Source organism: Thioalkalicoccus limnaeus, from assembly GCF_041197575.1.
GTDB lineage: Bacteria > Pseudomonadota > Gammaproteobacteria > Chromatiales > Chromatiaceae > Thioalkalicoccus > Thioalkalicoccus limnaeus.
Genome location: NZ_JBDKXB010000043.1, coordinates 1 through 16,782 on the forward strand (window position 1 = coordinate 1; position 16,782 = coordinate 16,782).

19 protein-coding genes and 4 pseudogenes are annotated in these 16,782 nt (G+C 64.9%); 7 read left to right on the forward strand and 16 right to left on the reverse strand.

Annotated features, from left to right (window positions below; translation table 11 throughout):
* The 7 genes and pseudogenes from ABC977_RS17115 to ABC977_RS17145 all read right to left on the reverse strand — a co-directional run.
* A pseudogene (locus ABC977_RS17115) lies at positions 1 to 219 on the reverse strand (ATP-binding protein); the annotation flags it as partial.
* A 71-nt stretch (positions 220 to 290) separates the two neighbouring features.
* On the reverse strand, positions 291 to 572 hold the full coding sequence (locus tag ABC977_RS17120; RefSeq protein ID WP_369668496.1) for a hypothetical protein: 282 nt from the start codon (positions 570 to 572) through the stop codon (positions 291 to 293).
* 37 nt (positions 573 to 609) lie between these two features.
* Positions 610 to 1,437 (reverse strand): sulfite exporter TauE/SafE family protein, encoded by an 828-nt coding sequence (locus ABC977_RS17125; RefSeq protein WP_369668497.1) that lies wholly within the window; start codon positions 1,435 to 1,437, stop codon positions 610 to 612.
* Between the two features lie 43 nt (positions 1,438 to 1,480).
* Positions 1,481 to 2,554: a molybdenum ABC transporter ATP-binding protein gene (modC, locus tag ABC977_RS17130; protein WP_369668498.1), complete on the reverse strand. Its 1,074-nt coding sequence runs from the start codon at positions 2,552 to 2,554 to the stop codon at positions 1,481 to 1,483.
* Positions 2,551 to 3,237: a molybdate ABC transporter permease subunit gene (gene modB / locus ABC977_RS17135; RefSeq protein WP_369668499.1), complete on the reverse strand. Its 687-nt coding sequence runs from the start codon at positions 3,235 to 3,237 to the stop codon at positions 2,551 to 2,553. The genes modC and modB overlap by 4 nt, the downstream gene beginning before the upstream one ends.
* A 224-nt stretch (positions 3,238 to 3,461) precedes the next feature.
* Positions 3,462 to 4,223, reverse strand: coding sequence for a molybdate ABC transporter substrate-binding protein (gene modA / locus ABC977_RS17140; RefSeq protein ID WP_369668500.1), 762 nt, complete (start codon positions 4,221 to 4,223; stop codon positions 3,462 to 3,464).
* Positions 4,224 to 4,286: 63 nt separating this feature from the next.
* On the reverse strand, positions 4,287 to 5,096 hold the full coding sequence (locus ABC977_RS17145; protein ID WP_369668501.1) for a TOBE domain-containing protein: 810 nt from the start codon (positions 5,094 to 5,096) through the stop codon (positions 4,287 to 4,289).
* A gap of 421 nt (positions 5,097 to 5,517) precedes the next feature.
* Here ABC977_RS17145 and ABC977_RS17150 point away from each other — a divergent pair, with 421 nt between their 5' ends.
* Both ABC977_RS17150 and ABC977_RS17155 read left to right on the forward strand, forming a co-directional pair.
* Positions 5,518 to 6,156: a trimeric intracellular cation channel family protein gene (locus ABC977_RS17150; RefSeq protein ID WP_369668502.1), complete on the forward strand. Its 639-nt coding sequence runs from the start codon at positions 5,518 to 5,520 to the stop codon at positions 6,154 to 6,156.
* The gene (locus ABC977_RS17155) at positions 6,153 to 6,335 is read left to right on the forward strand and encodes a hypothetical protein (protein WP_369668503.1); all 183 of its coding nucleotides are present in this window, start codon (positions 6,153 to 6,155) and stop codon (positions 6,333 to 6,335) included. Before ABC977_RS17150 ends, ABC977_RS17155 begins: the two co-directional genes overlap by 4 nt.
* A 169-nt stretch (positions 6,336 to 6,504) precedes the next feature.
* Here the strand turns inward: ABC977_RS17155 and ABC977_RS17160 are convergent, their stop codons facing one another.
* A complete protein-coding gene (locus ABC977_RS17160; RefSeq protein WP_369668504.1) occupies positions 6,505 to 7,077 on the reverse strand; it encodes a CIA30 family protein in 573 nt (190 codons plus the stop codon).
* 266 nt (positions 7,078 to 7,343) lie between these two features.
* On the opposite strand from ABC977_RS17160, the gene ABC977_RS17165 reads away from it, so the two are divergent.
* Complete coding sequence (locus ABC977_RS17165) at positions 7,344 to 7,631, forward strand: type II toxin-antitoxin system PemK/MazF family toxin (RefSeq protein WP_439849207.1); 288 nt, start codon at positions 7,344 to 7,346, stop codon at positions 7,629 to 7,631.
* Positions 7,632 to 7,962: 331 nt separating this feature from the next.
* On the opposite strand, the gene ABC977_RS17170 is transcribed toward ABC977_RS17165, so the two are convergent.
* Positions 7,963 to 8,448, reverse strand: coding sequence for a PepSY domain-containing protein (locus ABC977_RS17170; protein ID WP_369668505.1), 486 nt, complete (start codon positions 8,446 to 8,448; stop codon positions 7,963 to 7,965).
* Between the two features lie 134 nt (positions 8,449 to 8,582).
* A pseudogene (locus tag ABC977_RS17175) lies at positions 8,583 to 9,251 on the reverse strand (PepSY-associated TM helix domain-containing protein); the annotation flags it as partial.
* A 60-nt stretch (positions 9,252 to 9,311) separates the two neighbouring features.
* Here ABC977_RS17175 and ABC977_RS17180 point away from each other — a divergent pair.
* Together ABC977_RS17180 and ABC977_RS17185 are read left to right on the forward strand one after the other, a co-directional pair.
* The gene (locus ABC977_RS17180) at positions 9,312 to 9,659 is read left to right on the forward strand and encodes a UPF0175 family protein (RefSeq protein ID WP_369668506.1); all 348 of its coding nucleotides are present in this window, start codon (positions 9,312 to 9,314) and stop codon (positions 9,657 to 9,659) included.
* Positions 9,656 to 10,153 carry a PIN domain-containing protein gene (locus ABC977_RS17185; protein WP_369668507.1) on the forward strand — a complete coding sequence of 166 codons (498 nt, stop codon included), beginning with the start codon at positions 9,656 to 9,658 and terminating at the stop codon, positions 10,151 to 10,153. Before ABC977_RS17180 ends, ABC977_RS17185 begins: the two co-directional genes overlap by 4 nt.
* A gap of 23 nt (positions 10,154 to 10,176) precedes the next feature.
* On the opposite strand, the gene ABC977_RS17190 is transcribed toward ABC977_RS17185, so the two are convergent.
* From ABC977_RS17190 to ABC977_RS17210, 5 genes and pseudogenes are all read right to left on the reverse strand, one after another.
* Positions 10,177 to 10,482, reverse strand: a complete 306-nt coding sequence (locus tag ABC977_RS17190) for a hypothetical protein (RefSeq protein ID WP_369668508.1) — start codon at positions 10,480 to 10,482, stop codon at positions 10,177 to 10,179.
* 220 nt (positions 10,483 to 10,702) lie between these two features.
* A complete protein-coding gene (locus ABC977_RS17195) occupies positions 10,703 to 12,145 on the reverse strand; it encodes a sensor domain-containing diguanylate cyclase (protein WP_369668509.1) in 1,443 nt (480 codons plus the stop codon).
* Positions 12,146 to 12,211: 66 nt separating this feature from the next.
* A pseudogene (gene epmA, locus ABC977_RS17200) lies at positions 12,212 to 13,243 on the reverse strand (EF-P lysine aminoacylase EpmA).
* Positions 13,244 to 13,271: 28 nt separating this feature from the next.
* A complete protein-coding gene (gene efp / locus ABC977_RS17205; RefSeq protein ID WP_369668510.1) occupies positions 13,272 to 13,835 on the reverse strand; it encodes an elongation factor P in 564 nt (187 codons plus the stop codon).
* A gap of 161 nt (positions 13,836 to 13,996) precedes the next feature.
* Positions 13,997 to 14,221 (reverse strand): annotated as a pseudogene (locus ABC977_RS17210) (transposase); the annotation flags it as partial.
* Here ABC977_RS17210 and ABC977_RS17215 point away from each other — a divergent pair.
* Complete coding sequence (locus ABC977_RS17215) at positions 14,117 to 14,461, forward strand: hypothetical protein (RefSeq protein ID WP_369668513.1); 345 nt, start codon at positions 14,117 to 14,119, stop codon at positions 14,459 to 14,461. The pseudogene ABC977_RS17210 and the gene ABC977_RS17215 overlap by 105 nt on opposite strands.
* Here ABC977_RS17215 and ABC977_RS17220 read toward each other — a convergent pair.
* Positions 14,451 to 14,570: a transposase zinc-binding domain-containing protein gene (locus ABC977_RS17220; RefSeq protein WP_369668512.1), complete on the reverse strand. Its 120-nt coding sequence runs from the start codon at positions 14,568 to 14,570 to the stop codon at positions 14,451 to 14,453. The genes ABC977_RS17215 and ABC977_RS17220 overlap by 11 nt on opposite strands.
* A gap of 273 nt (positions 14,571 to 14,843) precedes the next feature.
* Here ABC977_RS17220 and ABC977_RS17225 point away from each other — a divergent pair, with 273 nt between their 5' ends.
* The gene (locus ABC977_RS17225; RefSeq protein WP_369668511.1) at positions 14,844 to 16,619 is read left to right on the forward strand and encodes an IS1634 family transposase; all 1,776 of its coding nucleotides are present in this window, start codon (positions 14,844 to 14,846) and stop codon (positions 16,617 to 16,619) included.
* Positions 16,620 to 16,782 lie beyond the last annotated feature (163 nt).

A 16,782-nucleotide genomic window follows, 5' to 3' on the forward strand; every position in this document is an offset into this window, starting at 1 on the left:
CTCGGGACTGGGCCGTTCCGCGCAGGCGGTGCGTTCCCGACTCGGCGGCTGGCCGGTGCGGCGGTCGAAGATCACCAACCAACCCGCATCCAGGCCCAGTCCGGCCAGATAGCCGTCCAGTTGCACCAGTCCCTCATCCAAGGGGTCCGGTTCCCCATCACGCCAAACCTCGAGTTCGATGCCCAAGGTCACCGCGCCATAGCGCAAGCACGGATCCATCCGCCCCCGACCGATGGCCTATTCTCGCTCCAGGGTTCCGCCACCGTTGACCACCCGGTGTAGAAACGCCATCAGCACCAAGTGGGGAGCGATGTCATGGTAAAGCGTATTACCCAACAAGGGTTGCCCGTGCTGGCGCCGAAAGGCCAGGCCAGATATTGCCGATCATCGTCGGGCACTTCGCCGAGCGTCGTGCCGGACAGCATCGGTTCGATGATCCGCCGCACCCGGTCTTCGCGGAGCTTGTCGGCCAACTGATCTAGATGTGTCACCCGGCGCTGGATCAGATTCTCCTCGGCTTGGTCGATCTGCTCGATGGTGATCGGCTGAATCCGTCGCCAGCCGATCCGCAATCTGATGCCGCGCGCCGCGCGCGATCTGTTCGAGCGCTCACCCGTGCGTGGTCCCCTCGGGCGGCTCGGACGGCTTGCTGGGCCGGGCCTTCTGTGCCAGCTTCCAGGCCGAGATCAGCAGGATGATCCCGAGAAGCAGATGCAGCGCCGTGCCGGGCACGTAGGGCAGCAGCAGGGCGCCGACCAAGGCGCCGAGCACGGAGCCGAGGGCCATGGCGCCGATAAAGGAGCGGTGCGACCGGACCTCTTCGAGGCACCGCTTGGCCCGATAACGCGACAGACCCATCAGGATGGTCGGGATGCTGATGGCGAGGCTCAAGCTCCCGGCGACCTTGATGTCCAGACCATAGAGCAACAGGATCGTCGGGATCAGCAACTCGCCGCCCGCGACACCGAGCAGACTGGAGAAGACCCCGATCAGCAGCCCGGCGGCGAAGCCGAGAACCATCGTCACCGGCAGCGGCAGCCCGATGCCGCCGGCCTGGAACAGCCACTGGTGACTCATGAGCACGACACTCAGGAAGACCAGCATGGCCACCACGACGCCGACCAGGACGCGTTCTTCGACCCGCGTGGCATAGTGCACCCCGATCCAGGACCCCAGCAGCGAGCCGGCCAGCAGGTTCAACACGACGTACCAGTATGGAGAAAGCGTTTCCAACCCACCGAGCCCAACCCGGAAGATCAGCGAGAAGACCACGGTCACCAGGCTGATCATCAGATTGATGACGATCGCATCAAGCATCCGGAACCGGAAGACGCCAGCCAAGACCGGCAGCCGGAACTCCGCCCCGCCCAACCCGATCAGTCCGCCCAAGGTGCCGATACCGGCTCCCCACGAAAAGGCTTGTGTGTTCTTGTTCAATGGAAAGGTTCTCTCGATGCAGCGGACGGTCGGTGCGGCGCCTTCAATCAGCCAGCAGCGCCACGGCCTTGATCTGCGCCCACATCGCCTTACCCCGTGCGACCCCGAGCTGATCGAGCGAGCGGCGGGTGATCCGCGCGAGCAGCGGCGTACCCTCGGCCTCCAGACGGACCAGCACGTGCGCCGGTGTATCGGCATCGGCGATTCCGGTGACGGTCGCGGGCAGCAGGTTGGCGATGCTGGTGCCCCGGGCGCGTTCGAGCGCCAAGCTGACATCGCGGGCATGCACCCGAACCCGCAGCCGATGGCCAAGCGGTTCCCGGCGGCGCGCAACGACGATGTTGCCGCCCGGGAAATCCAGCCGGGACAGGTGATAGTTGTCATCGTGCGCGGCGACGACGGCCTGGATCACGACACCGGCGTCCTCCGAGAAGGCCATCGGAAGATCCAGGCGCGCCAGCGTCTCCTGGAGCCCCCCCTCCGCGGCGACGCGGCCCTCCGACAGCAGCACCAGGTGATCGGCGAGCCGCGCGACCTCGTCGGGTGAATGGCTGACGTAGACGACCGGAATCGCGAGCTCATCATGAAGGCGTTCGAGGTACGGCAGGATCTCGGCCTTGCTGGTGACATCCAGCGACGCGAGCGGCTCATCCATCAGCAGGAGTTGTGGGCTGGTCAACAGGGCGCGGGCGATCGCGACGCGTTGACGCTGACCGCCGGAGAGCTGATCCGGAAAACGCTCCAGCAGGCCGTCGAGACCGAGGAGGGTTACTGTCTCGTCGAAGGCGACCCGGCGCTGCGTCTCCGGCACCCGCGTCAGACCGTACAGCAGGTTCTTGCGCACACGAAGGTGCGGGAATAGGCTCGCCTCCTGAAAGACGTAGCCGAGCGGACGCTGGTGGACCGGCCGAAAATAGTCATCCTGTTGCCAGACCTCGCCATTGACTTGGAGCCGCGTACCCGGCAGCCGCTCGAGCCCGGCCAGACAACGCAGGATCGTGGTCTTGCCGGACCCCGACCGCCCAAACAACGCGGTGACCCCCCGACCTGGGATCAGGAGATCGACATCGAGCACGAAGGCACCACGGTCGACGAAAAATCGGGCCGCGATCGTCATTGGCCGATCCCCACGACCTTGAAACGCCGGTTCAGTCCATAGACGACCAGCAACAACGCGAAGGACAGCAACACCAGGATCAGGGCCAGACGGTGAGCCGAGGCGTAGTCCATCGCCTCGACGTGATCGTAGATCGCGATCGAGGCCACCTGCGTCTCGCCAGGGATATTGCCCCCGATCATGATGATGACGCCGAACTCACCGAGCGTGTGGGCGAAGGACAGGACCGCCGCAGTCAAGAAACCCCGACGCGCCAGCGGCATCACGACGGAGAAGAAGCGATCGACTGGCGAGGCCCGCAAGGTCGCCGCGACCTCGAGCATGCGGCGCCCGGTGGTCTGGAAGGCGTTGGTCAGGGGCTGCATCACGAAGGGCAACGAATAGATCATCGACCCGATCACGAGTCCCGTGAAGGTGAAGGCCAGATGATTGAAGCCGAGCGACTCCAGCGTTCCCCCGACCCAGCCGCGGGGACCGAGGAGCAGCAGCAGATAGAAACCCAACACCGTCGGCGGCAGGACCAGCGGAAGCATCACGAGGGCCTCGACGACGACGCGACCTCGCGACCGCGTATGCGCGAGCCACCAGGCCAATGGCGTGCAAAGGACCAGCAGGATCGCGGTACTGATCAGCGCCAGACGAAAGGTGACCCAAAGGGCCGTGGCATCCTGTGGGGAAAGCATGTTAACGGATTCCTCGTACCGAGCCTTCGAGGCAACGTAAGGGCAAAACAGGTTTGGTCATCAGGCCTCGATCGGAATTGCCGCCGCGCTGGCGGAGGGGCGGGTGGCACACCCGCCCCGTATCTTCACGAAGGTTGCTGGGGAGTATCGGTGCCGAGCAGCCCAATCGCGAGCCTCGTGAGCCCTCGCGCCCCTGTCTCGCGGTTCGATGATCCCTGGCTTTTCTATTGGGAGACTTGATAGCCGGCGGCCTCTATGATCCCGGTGGCTCGTTCCGAACGGATCCAATCCAGGAACTGCCGCGCCACATCGGGATTCCGCGCCCGCGCCAGCATCACCACATCCTGTGTGATGGGGTCATAGAGCTCCGCGGGCGGGATCCAGTGGCTACCGGCAATGCGACCATCGGCATCCTTGACCTGCGCGAGGGCCACGAAGCCCAGTTCGGCAGCCCCCGAGGCGATCTGGCTGTAGGTTTGCGTGATCGTCTGGCCACGCACCAGACGTCTATCGCGATCCAGCGCGTCCCACAGATCGAAAGCCGTCAGGATCTGCTGCGCCGCGACACCATAGGGGGCGTTGCGCGGGTCGGCCAGTGCGAGGAACCGGAAGCTATCGCCAGCTAGCAATGCCCGTGGATCGCCCATGTCCATCACTGAGTCGGACCACAGCACCGGCACGCCCAGGGCATAGGTGAAACGCGACGCCGGATCGGCCAAACCCTCTTCGACCAAGGCCGCCGGACGGGCCGCGTCGGCCGAGAAGAACAGATCGAATGGCGCACCATTGACGATCTGCGCATACAGGGCCCCCGAGGATCCCGCACTCAGCGTCACCCGATCGCCCGTCTCCTCTTCGTAGAGCGCAGCGAGCTGCTGCAAGGTTCCGAGGAAATTGGCCGCGACGGCAACGCGCAACTCGGCCGCCGAGGCCACGCCCGACCAACCAAAGACCAGAAGCCACATCAGCAAGACAATGCGTTTCATGCAAGATCTCCGTTATATTTTTATAACCATAACGCCGATTGCGAAACCGGCATCTCCCGTCGTTCAATCCCGCACCGCCAGGATCACGTGCGGGGCCTTGATCAGGGCGCAAGCCCGACCGCCCTTCACCAAACCGAGCTCGCGGGCGCTTTCGTGGGTGATGATCGCGGTGATGCGGGCGCCGCCGTCGAGCTCCAACACCACCTCGGTGTTGATGGCACCGTCGGTCAGGCGTTCGACGGTGCCGCACAAGCGGTTGCGGGCCGAGGTCTTGAGCCCTCCATCCTCGGTTGCCAGGATCACGAACGAGGCCTTGATCAGCGCGTAGGCCTCGATGCCGGGGGCCAATCCGAGTGCTTGCACGCTCTCGTTGGTGACGATGGCGACCAGAGGCGTGCCGTTGATATCGAGGACGACCTCGGCGTTGACGGCGCCAAGCGTAATCGCGGAGACGACGCCCCGCAGGTGGTTTCGGGTACTGACCTTCATGTTCAAGGCTCCTATCAGGTTGTGGAAACGATCGAAATCGCGGATCCCGTCGCGCAGCCGCGCGAGGAATCGGTCGTGCTCCTGCGCCGCCGCCTCGTAGACGGCGATCAGACGCCGGCCCTCGTCCGTGAGTTCGGTCCCGCCCCCGTGGCGGCCACCGGTCCGCCGTCGTACCAGTGGCCGCTCCGACAGGTTGTTCATCGCATCGACCGCATCCCAGGCCTGCTTGTAGGACATGCCCATATCCCTCGCCGCCTGCGAGATGGACCCCGTGGCACCGATCCGGTGCAGCAATTCGATACGGCCGCGCCCGACGAACCCCTTTTGGTTCAGGTCGAACCTCAGCATGGCGGCGGTGTCGAGGCCGGTTTGTGGCGGCGTCATGGTCGGCACTCCGGTTTGGCGACGATGGCGTTATGGCCTTTCGAGTATAACGAAACCCAGGTCGAGCGACGATGTCCCGTCGCGACGATCGTTCGCAGTCAGCAGTCAGAGCTTAAGCAAATTACGCGCCACGCATTCCGGCATCGACCGAACCACCACTGAGTCCCGTAGCCCAGGGGCAAGCCGGGTTCGCCCGCGGTGATCCCGGCCGGCACGGAGACCACATCAGTGATGGAAACCGCACAGCCAGTGTCTGGTTCGCCCCATCAGATCGGTAGGCCTGTTCGGGGTCCAGGGGCCAGAGGATGGAGCGCCTCTAGCGAGACGTTCCCGTTATCTACGCGGAACGATGCTTGGTCACATTGCCGTTTCCTGAACGTCCTGTATGCTGGGCGCAACCTGTCCCCCAGCGGATTCACGCGTGCCGCCCCACCTCGACGAGCTGATGTACTGGATCGGCCTCAGCGCCGTGGCCATGATGGCCGCGGCTGGCGTGCTGGAGGCCGGGCGCAAGCGTTTCGACCTGTTCGGCATGATCATCGTTGCGCTGGCGGCCGCTCTGGGGGGCGGTTCGGTGCGGGATCTGCTGCTCGACCGGCCGGTGTTCTGGGTCGTCGACCAGACCTACCTGATCGGCGCGCTCAGCGCCGCCTGCACAACCTTCTTCCTCGCCCGGTTCGTGGTCCTTCCGACCCGATTCTTCCTGATCCCGGACGCCGCCGGGCTGGCCCTCTTCACCATCACCGGCACCAACGCAGCCATCGCCTGGGGCGCCCCCTGGCTGGTCGCGAGCTTCATGGGCGTGGTCACAGGGGTAATGGGCGGCATCCTGCGGGATGTCCTGTGCAACGAGGAACCGCTGGTCTTCAAGGGCACCCTCTACGCCACCGCCGCCTGGACCGGGGCGCTGATCCTGCTCGGTCTCATGGCGCTCGACATGGCGGGCTGGATCGCCGCCCTGGCCGCGGGGGCCGTCATCTTCCTGCTGCGCCTGATCGCCATCCGCTGGGAGATCGGATTGCCGCGGTTCACCGCCAAGGGGTCTCGAGACCGCCCTTGATCCATCGGCCGGGGTGGCTCGTGGATCTGATCGGACGCCGGCTCAGCATCCATCGCCGCGCCGCGGGTCACTGCTACGCTGACGTCGCCTCGCCCGAAGACCTCACCGACGTCCCATTGCCACTCGAGACGGGCGGCAAGATCACGACGGACTTGACGGACTTGTTCTGGAGCGCTTAGCCGCTCGGATCATCGAGTTCGGCCTCTTCCGCCTGGGGGCGACCGAGGCTGCAAGGCATCCGTGGTACCTGTCCTGTGATGCCACATGGAAGCCCGCGCCCCGCACTCGTGCCGCCAGAATGCGAGATGCGCCCGAGGATTGACCTTGGAACGGCCAGGGCCGACATGATCACGGCGACGCCGACGGCACCGCCTTGATCCAGGCGATCTCCAATCGAAACGGACCGGCCTGTCGTTCGGCGATCAAGAAGCCGACCGATGCGATCTTTCCCGCATCGAGCGGGGGCTCGCCCGACAGCACACGGCCACGGAAGGTCGGCACGAAATCCCTGAATGGCAGCCGATGCTCCTCCCACTCGCCCTGCTTCGTCGCGAAGCTCAACTGATAGACGGCGCTGTCGAAGCTTGGATCCGTCCGCGCGGTGAGCTTATAGCGCCGTCCGTCGCCGCGCACGCGGATGACGAACGCATCGCTGCCACCCAGATCGTGATGGGCCGGCAGCGAGCGCACCGAGGCGAAGCCGCCGAAATTCTCCAACGACACCACGCCGCGGAAGACCGCAAGGCCATCCGTCAGCTCGAAGCGGCTGGTCGAGATACCGCCCATGACGTCGTCATTGACGACTTGCCAGACGCTGGAACTGATCTCTTTTGAGAAATCGAACAGGGGCTTCTCGATATCGGCAGCGAATGTATTCATGGTCAGCAGGAACAACATCGGTAATAGAAAGGTCGGTTTCATTCGGGTCGGCTCGGTCAGCGACGGATCACGGGATTTGGCAACGGCGCCTGCCGAATCACTCCCGGCGCGGCCGGCCCGGCAAGCTCATGGATCAGCGGCATCACCTGTGAATAATGGGTGCACCCGAGGATAATCACATCGCCCCCGGCGTGAGCAGCCGGGCCAGTTCGCGGGCCACCTGGACCCGCATCACCGACCCGACCAGGTCCCTCGTCTCGACCCACTCTACCAGGGCGGGGCTGCGCCCGGGGCCTCGGCGCCGAACGATGGTGAAGACCGTCCCGTCCTGGGTGCCGGATCGGCAGGAGGTCATCGGGATCGACTGCAACCCGCAACGCGGGCGGAAGATGCGGGACGTGTATCCCTTCCTCGTGCTCTCGCCCAAGGCCTTCAACGAGCGCACGTCGCGGGTCATCGGTCTGCCCATGACCACAGCCGCCTACAACCCCTTCGCCGTGGCCATCGGCACGGCCGGCGCAAGCCCGGACAAACTGAGTATTCCGACGGGATCCGGACACCGATTCCGATCCAAAGCGGACACCTGCTCGAAGTGAAAGCGGACAGCGCTTCGAGCGGAAAGCGGACACCGATTCCGAGCTGATTCCGGACACTGTTCCGGGGGAATCCGGACAGCCACTGGCACACGGATCGCGTTGCGGGATAACCCAAGTAAGCTGCCGCCCTTTTTGCCTGCTGCGAAGGGGGAGGCCCATGCCAAGAGAACGGTTATCCATGCGCAAGATCCACGAAGTGCTGCGCCTGAGCTGGGGCGCACAACAGTCGTTACGGGCGGTGTCGACGACGCTCGGCCCACACGCGGGTGGTCGGGCGAAGTACGGCGTGGAGAAACATCGCCAGCCACACCAGGAACAGGCTGTGCATCTCTCAGTCGGCTCGATTGACGAGCTCCAGCGGCAGCAGCCGGTTGGCCCAGAAGTAAGCGGCGATGGCTACCGGCAGGCCGATGATGGTGGCGACGTTGAGCTTCTCCACCAGCCGCAGGCCGAGGTGCGGCGCTTCCCGCGCCTTCTCGATGCGCTGGCGGCGCTTGACGGCCCACAGCACCAGCCCGGTGGTGATCATCGCCGCACCGAGCAGACCGGAGAGGACGTACAGGGCACGCAGCAGCGGTCCAGCGAAAAGCCCTTCGTGCAGGCCAAGCATCAGATCATGGAAACCGTTGGCATTCGAATGCAGCGCGGGCTGTTCGGCCAGCAGCTCGACGCTCACCCCGTCGAACACCAGCAGGTTGACGTGGTCAGGTCGGCTGCGCGCAAGGGCCCTGCGGCGATGTCGCCCCGCACGACGATGCGCGCGTTGGCATCGTTCGGGTGGCGGATATCCAGCGAAGCGACCGGCACACCGTCCCACCGCCGCTGTGCCTCGGCCACGACCCGATCGAGCGCCACCAGCGGGGCCAGTTCGCCGCTGACCTCGACCAGCGCCGGCGGGGTGAATACCTCGTCGAAGAATCTCTGCCGGTTCTCCTCACCTGGCCCATACCAGGCCGCGACGATCAGCGGCATGTAGGTGAACATCATGAAGATCAACCCGGACCAGGTGATCATCAGCAGGAACGGCAGCGTCACGACGCTCGCGACGTTGTGGGCATCCAGCCATGACCGCTGGCCCTTGGCCGGGCGGAAGGTGAAGAAGTCGGTGAGGATCTTCTTGTGCACGATCACGCCGGTGATCAGGCCGACGAACAGGAACATCGTCGCCACCCCGACGATCCAGTAGGCCGTTTCGGCTGGAAGGTAGTGCAAACGCCAATGCATCCGGTACAACGTCTGGCCGCCCGCGGTATCCCGACCGACGAGCTTCGCGCCGGTCAAGAGGTCGAGGTGCTAGTTGCCACTTTCCTCCACGCCCTCACCCTCTGCGCCGCTCCAGAACACGCGGAGGAAGGGTTCGTTCCGGTCCAGCGGCAGACTGATGAACCAGCGCTGCGCCGTAGGCGCGTGCGCGTCGAGGTGGTCGATGGCGGCTGCGAGCGAGCGCTCAGTGGGCACGGCGTAGTCGACCACCGACGCCTCCGGCATCATCCAGCGGTCGATTTCGGTGTCCAGATAGCCAGCCGTGCCGGTGATGAACATGAAGTACAGCACCCAACCGAGCAGCACGCCGACCCAGGTATGCAGCCAGGCCATGGACTGGCGGAAAAAGTCCTTCATGGCCTTCCTCCGGAATCTGGCTTATAGTGAAACTTGTTCCTACATCCTGGGAGAACAAGCATGCATGCAGTCAATGTCCGACAACTCAAAAGCAATCCTTCCGTCGCCCTGCGCGCGGCCAAGAATGGCCCGGTCATCGTCATGAACCGGGACACCCCGGATGCCTTGTTGATCGGCATGGAGCAACTGGGCATCGCGGACCTGCCCCATGTGCGCAGTGCCTTGGCGGTATCCCTTTTTCGCGGCGGAGACATCTCGGTCGCGACGGCAGCCAAAATCGCGCAGGTCTCGCTGGCCGATATGCTGAGCCTGCTCTCTGGCATGGGCATTCCGTTGTATGGTGGTTCCGCCGATGATGTCGCCGAGGAAATGGAAACCGGTGCCCAGTGGCTGGCCCCGCAAAATTGACCCGCGTCCTCATCGCGGATGCCGGCCCGCTGATCGCGCTGTCCCGCGTTGCTCAGTTGCCGTTGTTGCGGGGCCTGTTTGGCGCTGTCGGAATCACCGGACAGATTCGCGCCGAAGTACTTGATAGCGGCCGTTTTCCGGGGCAGGACGCCATCGCTGCTGCAATCCAGGCCGGCTGGTTGCAATGCCGTGATGTCGACCTTGCGCCATGGCATCCTCGGTATCCCGGTGTGGATGACGGCGAAGCCAGTGCAATGTTGCTGGCTGAAACCTTTGCGATGCCCCTGCTGATCATGGACGACCGCGCAGGCCGAGCCGAGGCGCGTGCGCGCGGATTTGCCGTCATGGGCGTGGCGGCGGTAGTTGGCCTGGCGAAACGTCAAGGCCTGATCCCCCGGGCCGCGCCCATCCTGAACGACATGCGCACGAGCGGGTACTTCATCGGCGACGATGTCATCAATGCAATCCTGGCGCGGGTAGGCGAATCCGCCTGACGAATCACCGGCCTCGCGGACGCTCACCCCAACCCCCAAGCCACCAGACCCGCGAGCGTCGCAGGAAGCAGCAAGCCGAACCATGCGATCAGCACGCTGCGGGCCGCGAAGGCCCACAGCACAGCCCCCGCATACACGACGAAGCTCAGCTGGATCGCGGCCAGCACAGCTTCGGCTGCGGGCATGCCCATCGCTGCCGTGACGGCGAGCGGCAAGGTGTGGGCCAGCGCATAGCCGCCGAGCACGGCTGCCCCCGTCCGCGACGCCACGGGCAAGCGAAGCGCCATGTCCTTATCCGGGCGCAGCCAACGGCTCATGTTCAATGCCATAGGCCTCATTGTGGGAATGGGATATGGGATAGGAAATCCAAGCCGCCTTGAGGGTCCAGGCCGGCGCTGAGACAGGACGGTAGTGAATGCGGGGTGTGATGAGGTCAAGGTCCGGAAACATGGCGGACCGCCCTCGCGCGACGCCCGTTGCAGGCCGAAGCCCAAACGGGTTTGAAAGGCATCATCGCAACCGGTTACCGAAGCGGATCAACGGTTTCGGTCATCGGCCCTCCCCTCCGGCAACACAGACGCGGTTTCTGCCCCCGACCTTGGCGGCGTAGAGGGCATCGTCAGCCCGCTTGATCCAGGCGTGACTGGTCTCCGGGGGTTGGAAATCGGCGACACCGATACTCACGGTGACGCTGCCGACGCCGGGGAAGCTGCGGTCCAAAACGAGCGCCCGCAGCTTTTCCGCCGCCTGTTGCGCCTGGCGCACCCCGCAGTGCGGCATCAGCACGACGAATTCCTCGCCGCCCCAACGGGCCAGCACATCGACCTCGCGCACCTGGTCGCGGAGACGATGGGTCAGTTCGATGAGGGTCCGGTCATCGACGAGGTGGCCATGGGTATCGTTGATCAGCTTGAAGTGGTCGATATCGACCAACAACAGCGACACGGGCGTGGCGTAACGGGTCGCGCGCGCGACCTCTGCTCCCATCGCGTCCTCGAAACGGGCCCGGTTCCAGACGCCGGTGAGATGGTCCGTGACGGCGAGTCGTTGCAGCTCGGCGTTCGCTTGCCGGAGTGCGCGATTCGCCGTCTCCGCCGCTTCCCGCGCCTGCATCAGCGCCGCCTCGAAGCGCTTGCGTTCGCTGATATCGACGAAAGAGCAGACCAGCCGGTCATCGAGCACCGTGCCAGCGATGGAGACATCTTTGCACTGGCCGTCCCGACACGTGACGCGGAACTCTTGCGGGGCTATCTGTCCGTCCGTGGCCGCAGCAATCGCGGCGCTCCATCGAGCGACCACCGCGCGGCGATAGGCCGCGTCCGGATAGGCTCGCGCAAACCAGGCGTCGTGGGTCGGAATCTCCTGTGATGTCCAGCCAAAGGTCCGATCGAACATGGTGTTGCGGTAGAAGATGCGCTGGTCTTCTTGCAGGCCGGCCACCGCGATGCCAACCGGCAGCTGCTGGTGCATCTTGCGGATCCGCTGCTCGCCCTGAAGCGCCTCGCGCTCGGCCCGTTTCAGTGCGGTGATGTCCCGCGACACCCCGAGCAACTCCAGCGGGGTGCCGTCCGCGCGGTAGACCGGCAACACGTGCACATCGCACCAGATCGTCGAGCCATCCCGGCAGCGATATTCGAGCTCGTTGCGCGCCCGCTCCAACGGCTGGCCGGCTTGGCGGAGCTGCGCCAGGCGGGCGAAATAGTCCCGCGTGATCGCCTGCGACGCTGGCGTCAGGATCTCCTCGAGCGGCTGCTGCATGGCCTCCGCCGGGGTGAAACCGCGCAGTCGCTCCACGGACGGGCTGACATAGGTGATCTCGCCATCCAGTGACATGGTCCAGATGACATCCGCGGCGTTGTCGGCCAGCAGGCGATACTGCGCCTCGCTGATCCGCCGGCGCGCCGCGGTCCGCCCCAGTAGCGGCCCCCGCGGTCGCCACCGCCGGGCGATCAGGGCGCGCAGTGCCGCGAGCATGGCGGTGAATGGCGCCATCGGGATGCCGTGCCGTTGGCCGTCTTGCTCAGATCTTGCTCAGATCTTGCTAAGTTGATGTTCATCTCAGGCCCGCTCCAGCGGAAAGCACAGCACCGCGTCGATATTATCGGCGTCGAGCGCGAGCATCAACAGCCGGTCGAGACCGATCGCAACCCCGGCGCTGTCCGGCAGGCCAGCGGCCAGCGCGGCCAGCAGCGCCGCATCGACCGGCACCGCGGGCAACCCGTCCGTGCATCGTGCCGCGAGGTCCGCCGCGAAGCGCTAGCGCTGTTCATTGGCATCGGTGAGTTCAAGGAAGCCATTCGCCAGTTCCATGCCCTCCAGATAACACTCGAAACGCTCGGCGACCGGCACCGGACCGGGCCGGATCCGCGCCAGCGCGGCCTGGCTCGGCGGGTAGTCGGTGATGAAGGTCAGCGCCCCGCGACCCAGTGCCGGCTCCAGGCAATGGGTCAGTAACAGGTCCAGCCAACCATCGCATGTCAGGTCCAGCGTCCCGGCACCGGGAACGCCGGCGTCGATGGCGGCCCGGCGCAGGTTCGCGGCATCAATTTGGAACGGGTCCAGCCCGAGTCGGTCCTGAAACAGCCGCTGGTAGGTCAGGTGCCTGACCGGCAGGTCTGGTCGCGCGAGCAGCAGTCGGCACAGGTCCGCGACCTCGTCCATCAGCGCGGCCAGGGTCCAGCCCTGGCGATACCATTCCAGCAGGCTGAACTCGGGGTGGTGGCGCCGCCCGCGCTCGCCATCCCGAAACACCTTGCAGACCTGATAGATCGGCCCGCTGCCGGCGGCCAACAGGCGCTTCATCGGGTATTCCGGCGAGGTGTGCAGATACAGCGGCTGACCGTCCGGCGCCCCCGGCCCGGTGTAACGGGTCAGCAGGCTCGCGAGCGCCGGGTCGGTGGTGGCGGCGCGCGACAGCAGCGGCGTCTCGACCTCCAGCACCCCGCGTTCGCCGAAGAAGTCGCGCAGGCGCGCCAGCAGCGTCGCGCGCGCGGCGATTGCGGCGCGCGTCGTGGTCGGTCGCCATTCGGGCGAACTGGCGGGCGCCGGCCCGGTGGTCACTGGTCCGGGCATCACGGGGCCGATGATCATTGGTGGTGGCGTTGCCGCGACGGGTATATCAGGCCCGCGACACGTAGCTGCGGGTGCGGGTATCGACCTTGATCCGCTCGCCGATCTGCACGAACAGTGGTACGTTGACCACCGCACCGGTCTCCAGCGTGGCCGGCTTGCCACCACCCCCGGAGGTATCGCCCTTGAGGCCGGGGTCGGTCTCGGTGATCTCCAGCACGACGAAGTTCGGCGCGTCTACGCTCAGCGGCTGGCCGTTGTAGAGCATCACGTTGCAGACATCCTGCTCCTTGATCCACTTGGCCGTATCGCCGACCACGACGGCGTCGGCGGTGAGCTGCTCGAAGCTCTCCGGGTGCATGAAGTGCCAGAGCTCGCCGTCGTAGTACAGGAACTGCAGGTTGGTCTCCATCACGTCGGCGGCCTCGACCGCATCCCCGGACTTGAACGTGCGCTCGACGACCCGCCCGGTCTTGAGGTTCTTCACCCGCGTGCGATTGAAGGCCTGGCCCTTGCCGGGCTTGACGAATTCGTTCTCGACGATGCTATAAGGGTCACCGTCGAGCATGATCTTGAGCCCGCCCTTGAACTCGTTGGTCTTGTAACTTGCCATCTGGTCCTCTGGAAAAACGAAAGCGAAACCCGGTCATGGTAACGCGAAGCGGCGATGGATGGCTGGGATAGGAAATCCAAGCCGCCTTGAGGGTCCAGCCCGGCGCGATCCTGGCCAGCAATGCGCACCGCCGCATCCAGCGAGAAGCCGCCATGCGCCCAGCCGAGCATGTCGCGCGCCTCCGCGGGCTCGAGCAGACCGCTGCGGGCGAACCACCGTAGTACCCGTCGGCGCACTTGCTCGGTGATGGTGGCCATCTCATCCGTCGTCAGTGCCGGGGCGTGGAGGAAGCGGACCTGGCCGTCTTCGCCGGGATCGAACAGGCCATCGATGATGCAGCAGTGCAAATGAACGTGGCGGTTCAGCGCAGAGCCGAAACGGTGCACGAAGCTGACCGCCCCAAGCCGCGCCCGGGGCGAGGCGGTAGGAATGGTTGCGCGAAGATGGGCCTCGATGACCCGCAGAAAGATGTGCAGGACCGCACTGACGGCGCGGGGCTCGCGCTCCAGGTACCAGCGCAGGCGCTTCGGCACCGACAGGCGCTTCGGCACCGAGAGGACCCACTGGCGAACGGGCAGCGGCGGCACGACATGATCGACCAGATGCGCGGCGGTCTCACGCCTTAGGGCGGGCGTTGCACGACGGGCACACCGCGCGCCCCTTGCACGAGAAGGCGACGAGAAAGTCATGCCCGCAGTCCGAACATCTGGCCCGGGCGAAGCCGTAGGCCAGGATGCCCCATTCGAGGTAATGGCGAAATTCCCGTGACCCCTAGGCCGGCCCCCGCCGGCCGTTACAATCGGCTGCGGGCACCCGCTCCCCGTCCCAGTCGTCTTCGCGTGCTAGCCCGACTTCGACTATTCGACCCTGGATTTCTCGATTTTCGGGCCAGATCGACCTCGGGAAGTGGGGCAAGTATCTGATCGCACCAGAGCGCTTCATGCAAAAGCGGCTGTAGTGCCGACCTTGGTCCTTGAGCGAAAGCACCGAGCCGAGGACACTATTGGCATGTTCCTACGCTCCAAAATCCGCAAGAAAGACGGCAAAGAGCACCGCTACTGGAGCGTCGTGGAGAATCGCCGTGTCGCGGATGGGCGGGTGGTGCAGCGCCATGTGTTGTATCTCGGGGAGATCAACGACGTGCAGCGCGCGGCCTGGTGCCGCTCCATGGCCGTCTTCGACGAGGACACCGGTACTGCGACGCAGTTGGCGCTGTTTCCGGAGGACCGCCCGGCGCCGGAACTGGCCTGCGCAGTGGTCCAGGTGAAGTTGAGCGGATTGCAGCTGCGTCGTCCCCGACAATGGGGCGCGTGTTGGTTGGCTTGCGAGTTGTGGGACCAACTGCAACTTGACACCTTTTGGCAGCCGCGACTGCCAACGAGCCGCAAAGGGACGCGTTGGCTGAATGTGCTCAAGACCCTGGTCGCCTATCGTCTGATCGACCCCGGCAGTGAATGGCGCCTGCACCGTCACTGGTTCGATCACAGTGCCATGGGTGACCTGCTCGGCGAGAATTTCTCAATTGCTCAGAGTCACACCCTCTATCGCTGTCTGGATTATCTGGTGGAGCACAAGCAGGCGTTGTTCTCCTTCCTCCAGGAGCGCTGGCGGCTTTTGTTCGATGCGCGCTTCGACCTGCTCCTCTACGATCTGACCAGCACCTATTTCGAATGCGACCCGCCCGAGCACGGCAAGCGCAAATTCGGCTACAGCCGTGACAAGCGCTCCGATTGCGTCCAGGTCATCATCGCCCTGATCGTCACCCCGGAGGGTTTTCCGCTGGCCTACGAGGTGCTCGCCGGCAATACCCTGGATAAACAAACCCTCACCGACGCCCTCGCCAAGATCGAGGCCCAATACGGCAAGGCCGAGCGCATCTGGGTCATGGATCGCGGTATTCCGACCGAAGAGACCCTGGCCCTGATGCGCGCCTCAGACCCACCGGTGCATTATCTGGTGGGTACCCCCAAAGGCCGCTTGACCAAGCTGGAAAAGTCTTTTCTGACCAAGCCCTGGGCCGCGGTGCGCGACCAGGTCACGGTCAAGCTCTTGGATCAAGACGGCGAGTTGTATGTCCTGGCCCGCAGCGCCGGGCGGCAAGACAAGGAACGGGCCATGCGCCGGCGGCGGCTGAAGCGCTTATGCAAACGCCTTCAGGAATTGCAGCGGCAAACCCTCAGCCGTGACGAGCTCTTATTGAAACTCGGCGCGGCCAAGAAAGACGCCGGGCGCGCCTATGGGTTGATGCGCATCCAGGTGCCCGCACCCGATGAATCCGTCACTGCCGCCACCTTCACCTTCTCGCTCAATCGCAAGAAACTACGCCAGGTCCGCCGCCGTGAAGGCCGCTATTTGCTGCGCTCCAATCTCACCGGCAACGACCCCGTTCAACTCTGGACCTGGTATATCCAACTGACCGAAGTCGAACAGGCATTCAAAGAGCTCAAAGGCGACCTGAGCATTCGCCCCATTTACCACCAACTGGATCGGCAGATCGATGCGCACATTTTCGTCGCCTTCCTGGCCTATTGTCTCCAAGTCACCCTGAAGGCCCGTCTGCGCCCCCTCGCTCCGGGTCTGACCCCAAGGTCTGCCTTGGAGAAATTCGCCGCCATCCAGATGGTCGATGTCCAGCTACCGACGACCGATGGCCGTACCCTCATTCTGAGCCGTTACACCGAGCCGGAGGCCGACCAGCAACTGCTGCTCGAGCGGCTGAATCTGCAGCTGCCCGCGCAGCCACCACCGAGGATCACCGCCGCGCTCCGTGCCTCCATACACTAATCGCTTGTAGTGCCGACCTTTACCCCTACGGCGTCAGCCAAACGATTAAGCGTTTATCTGGTGTGCGCGCGCTGCCGAGACGGCCTGATGTCGCGGGGCTCCCGCGCGCAGACCAGATAAACGGTTGTTGGACTAATCCGCTCCCGGCACGGCGTGGCGGCGT

Bases quoted from the DNA above. Each gene is read 5' to 3' on its own strand.
- modC (WP_369668498.1), bottom strand. From the start codon at position 2,554: ATGACGATCGCGGCCCGATTTTTCGTCGACCGTGGTGCCTTCGTGCTC.
- modB (WP_369668499.1), bottom strand. From the start codon at position 3,237: ATGCTTTCCCCACAGGATGCCACGGCCCTTTGGGTCACCTTTCGTCTG.
- modA (WP_369668500.1), bottom strand. From the start codon at position 4,223: ATGAAACGCATTGTCTTGCTGATGTGGCTTCTGGTCTTTGGTTGGTCG.
- ABC977_RS17145 (WP_369668501.1), bottom strand. From the start codon at position 5,096: ATGACGCCGCCACAAACCGGCCTCGACACCGCCGCCATGCTGAGGTTC.
- ABC977_RS17160 (WP_369668504.1), bottom strand. From the start codon at position 7,077: ATGAAACCGACCTTTCTATTACCGATGTTGTTCCTGCTGACCATGAAT.
- ABC977_RS17165 (WP_439849207.1), top strand. From the start codon at position 7,344: ATGGTGAAGACCGTCCCGTCCTGGGTGCCGGATCGGCAGGAGGTCATC.
- ABC977_RS17180 (WP_369668506.1), top strand. From the start codon at position 9,312: ATGCATGCAGTCAATGTCCGACAACTCAAAAGCAATCCTTCCGTCGCC.
- ABC977_RS17190 (WP_369668508.1), bottom strand. From the start codon at position 10,482: ATGGCATTGAACATGAGCCGTTGGCTGCGCCCGGATAAGGACATGGCG.
- ABC977_RS17195 (WP_369668509.1), bottom strand. From the start codon at position 12,145: ATGGCGCCATTCACCGCCATGCTCGCGGCACTGCGCGCCCTGATCGCC.
- efp (WP_369668510.1), bottom strand. From the start codon at position 13,835: ATGGCAAGTTACAAGACCAACGAGTTCAAGGGCGGGCTCAAGATCATG.
- ABC977_RS17225 (WP_369668511.1), top strand. From the start codon at position 14,844: ATGTTCCTACGCTCCAAAATCCGCAAGAAAGACGGCAAAGAGCACCGC.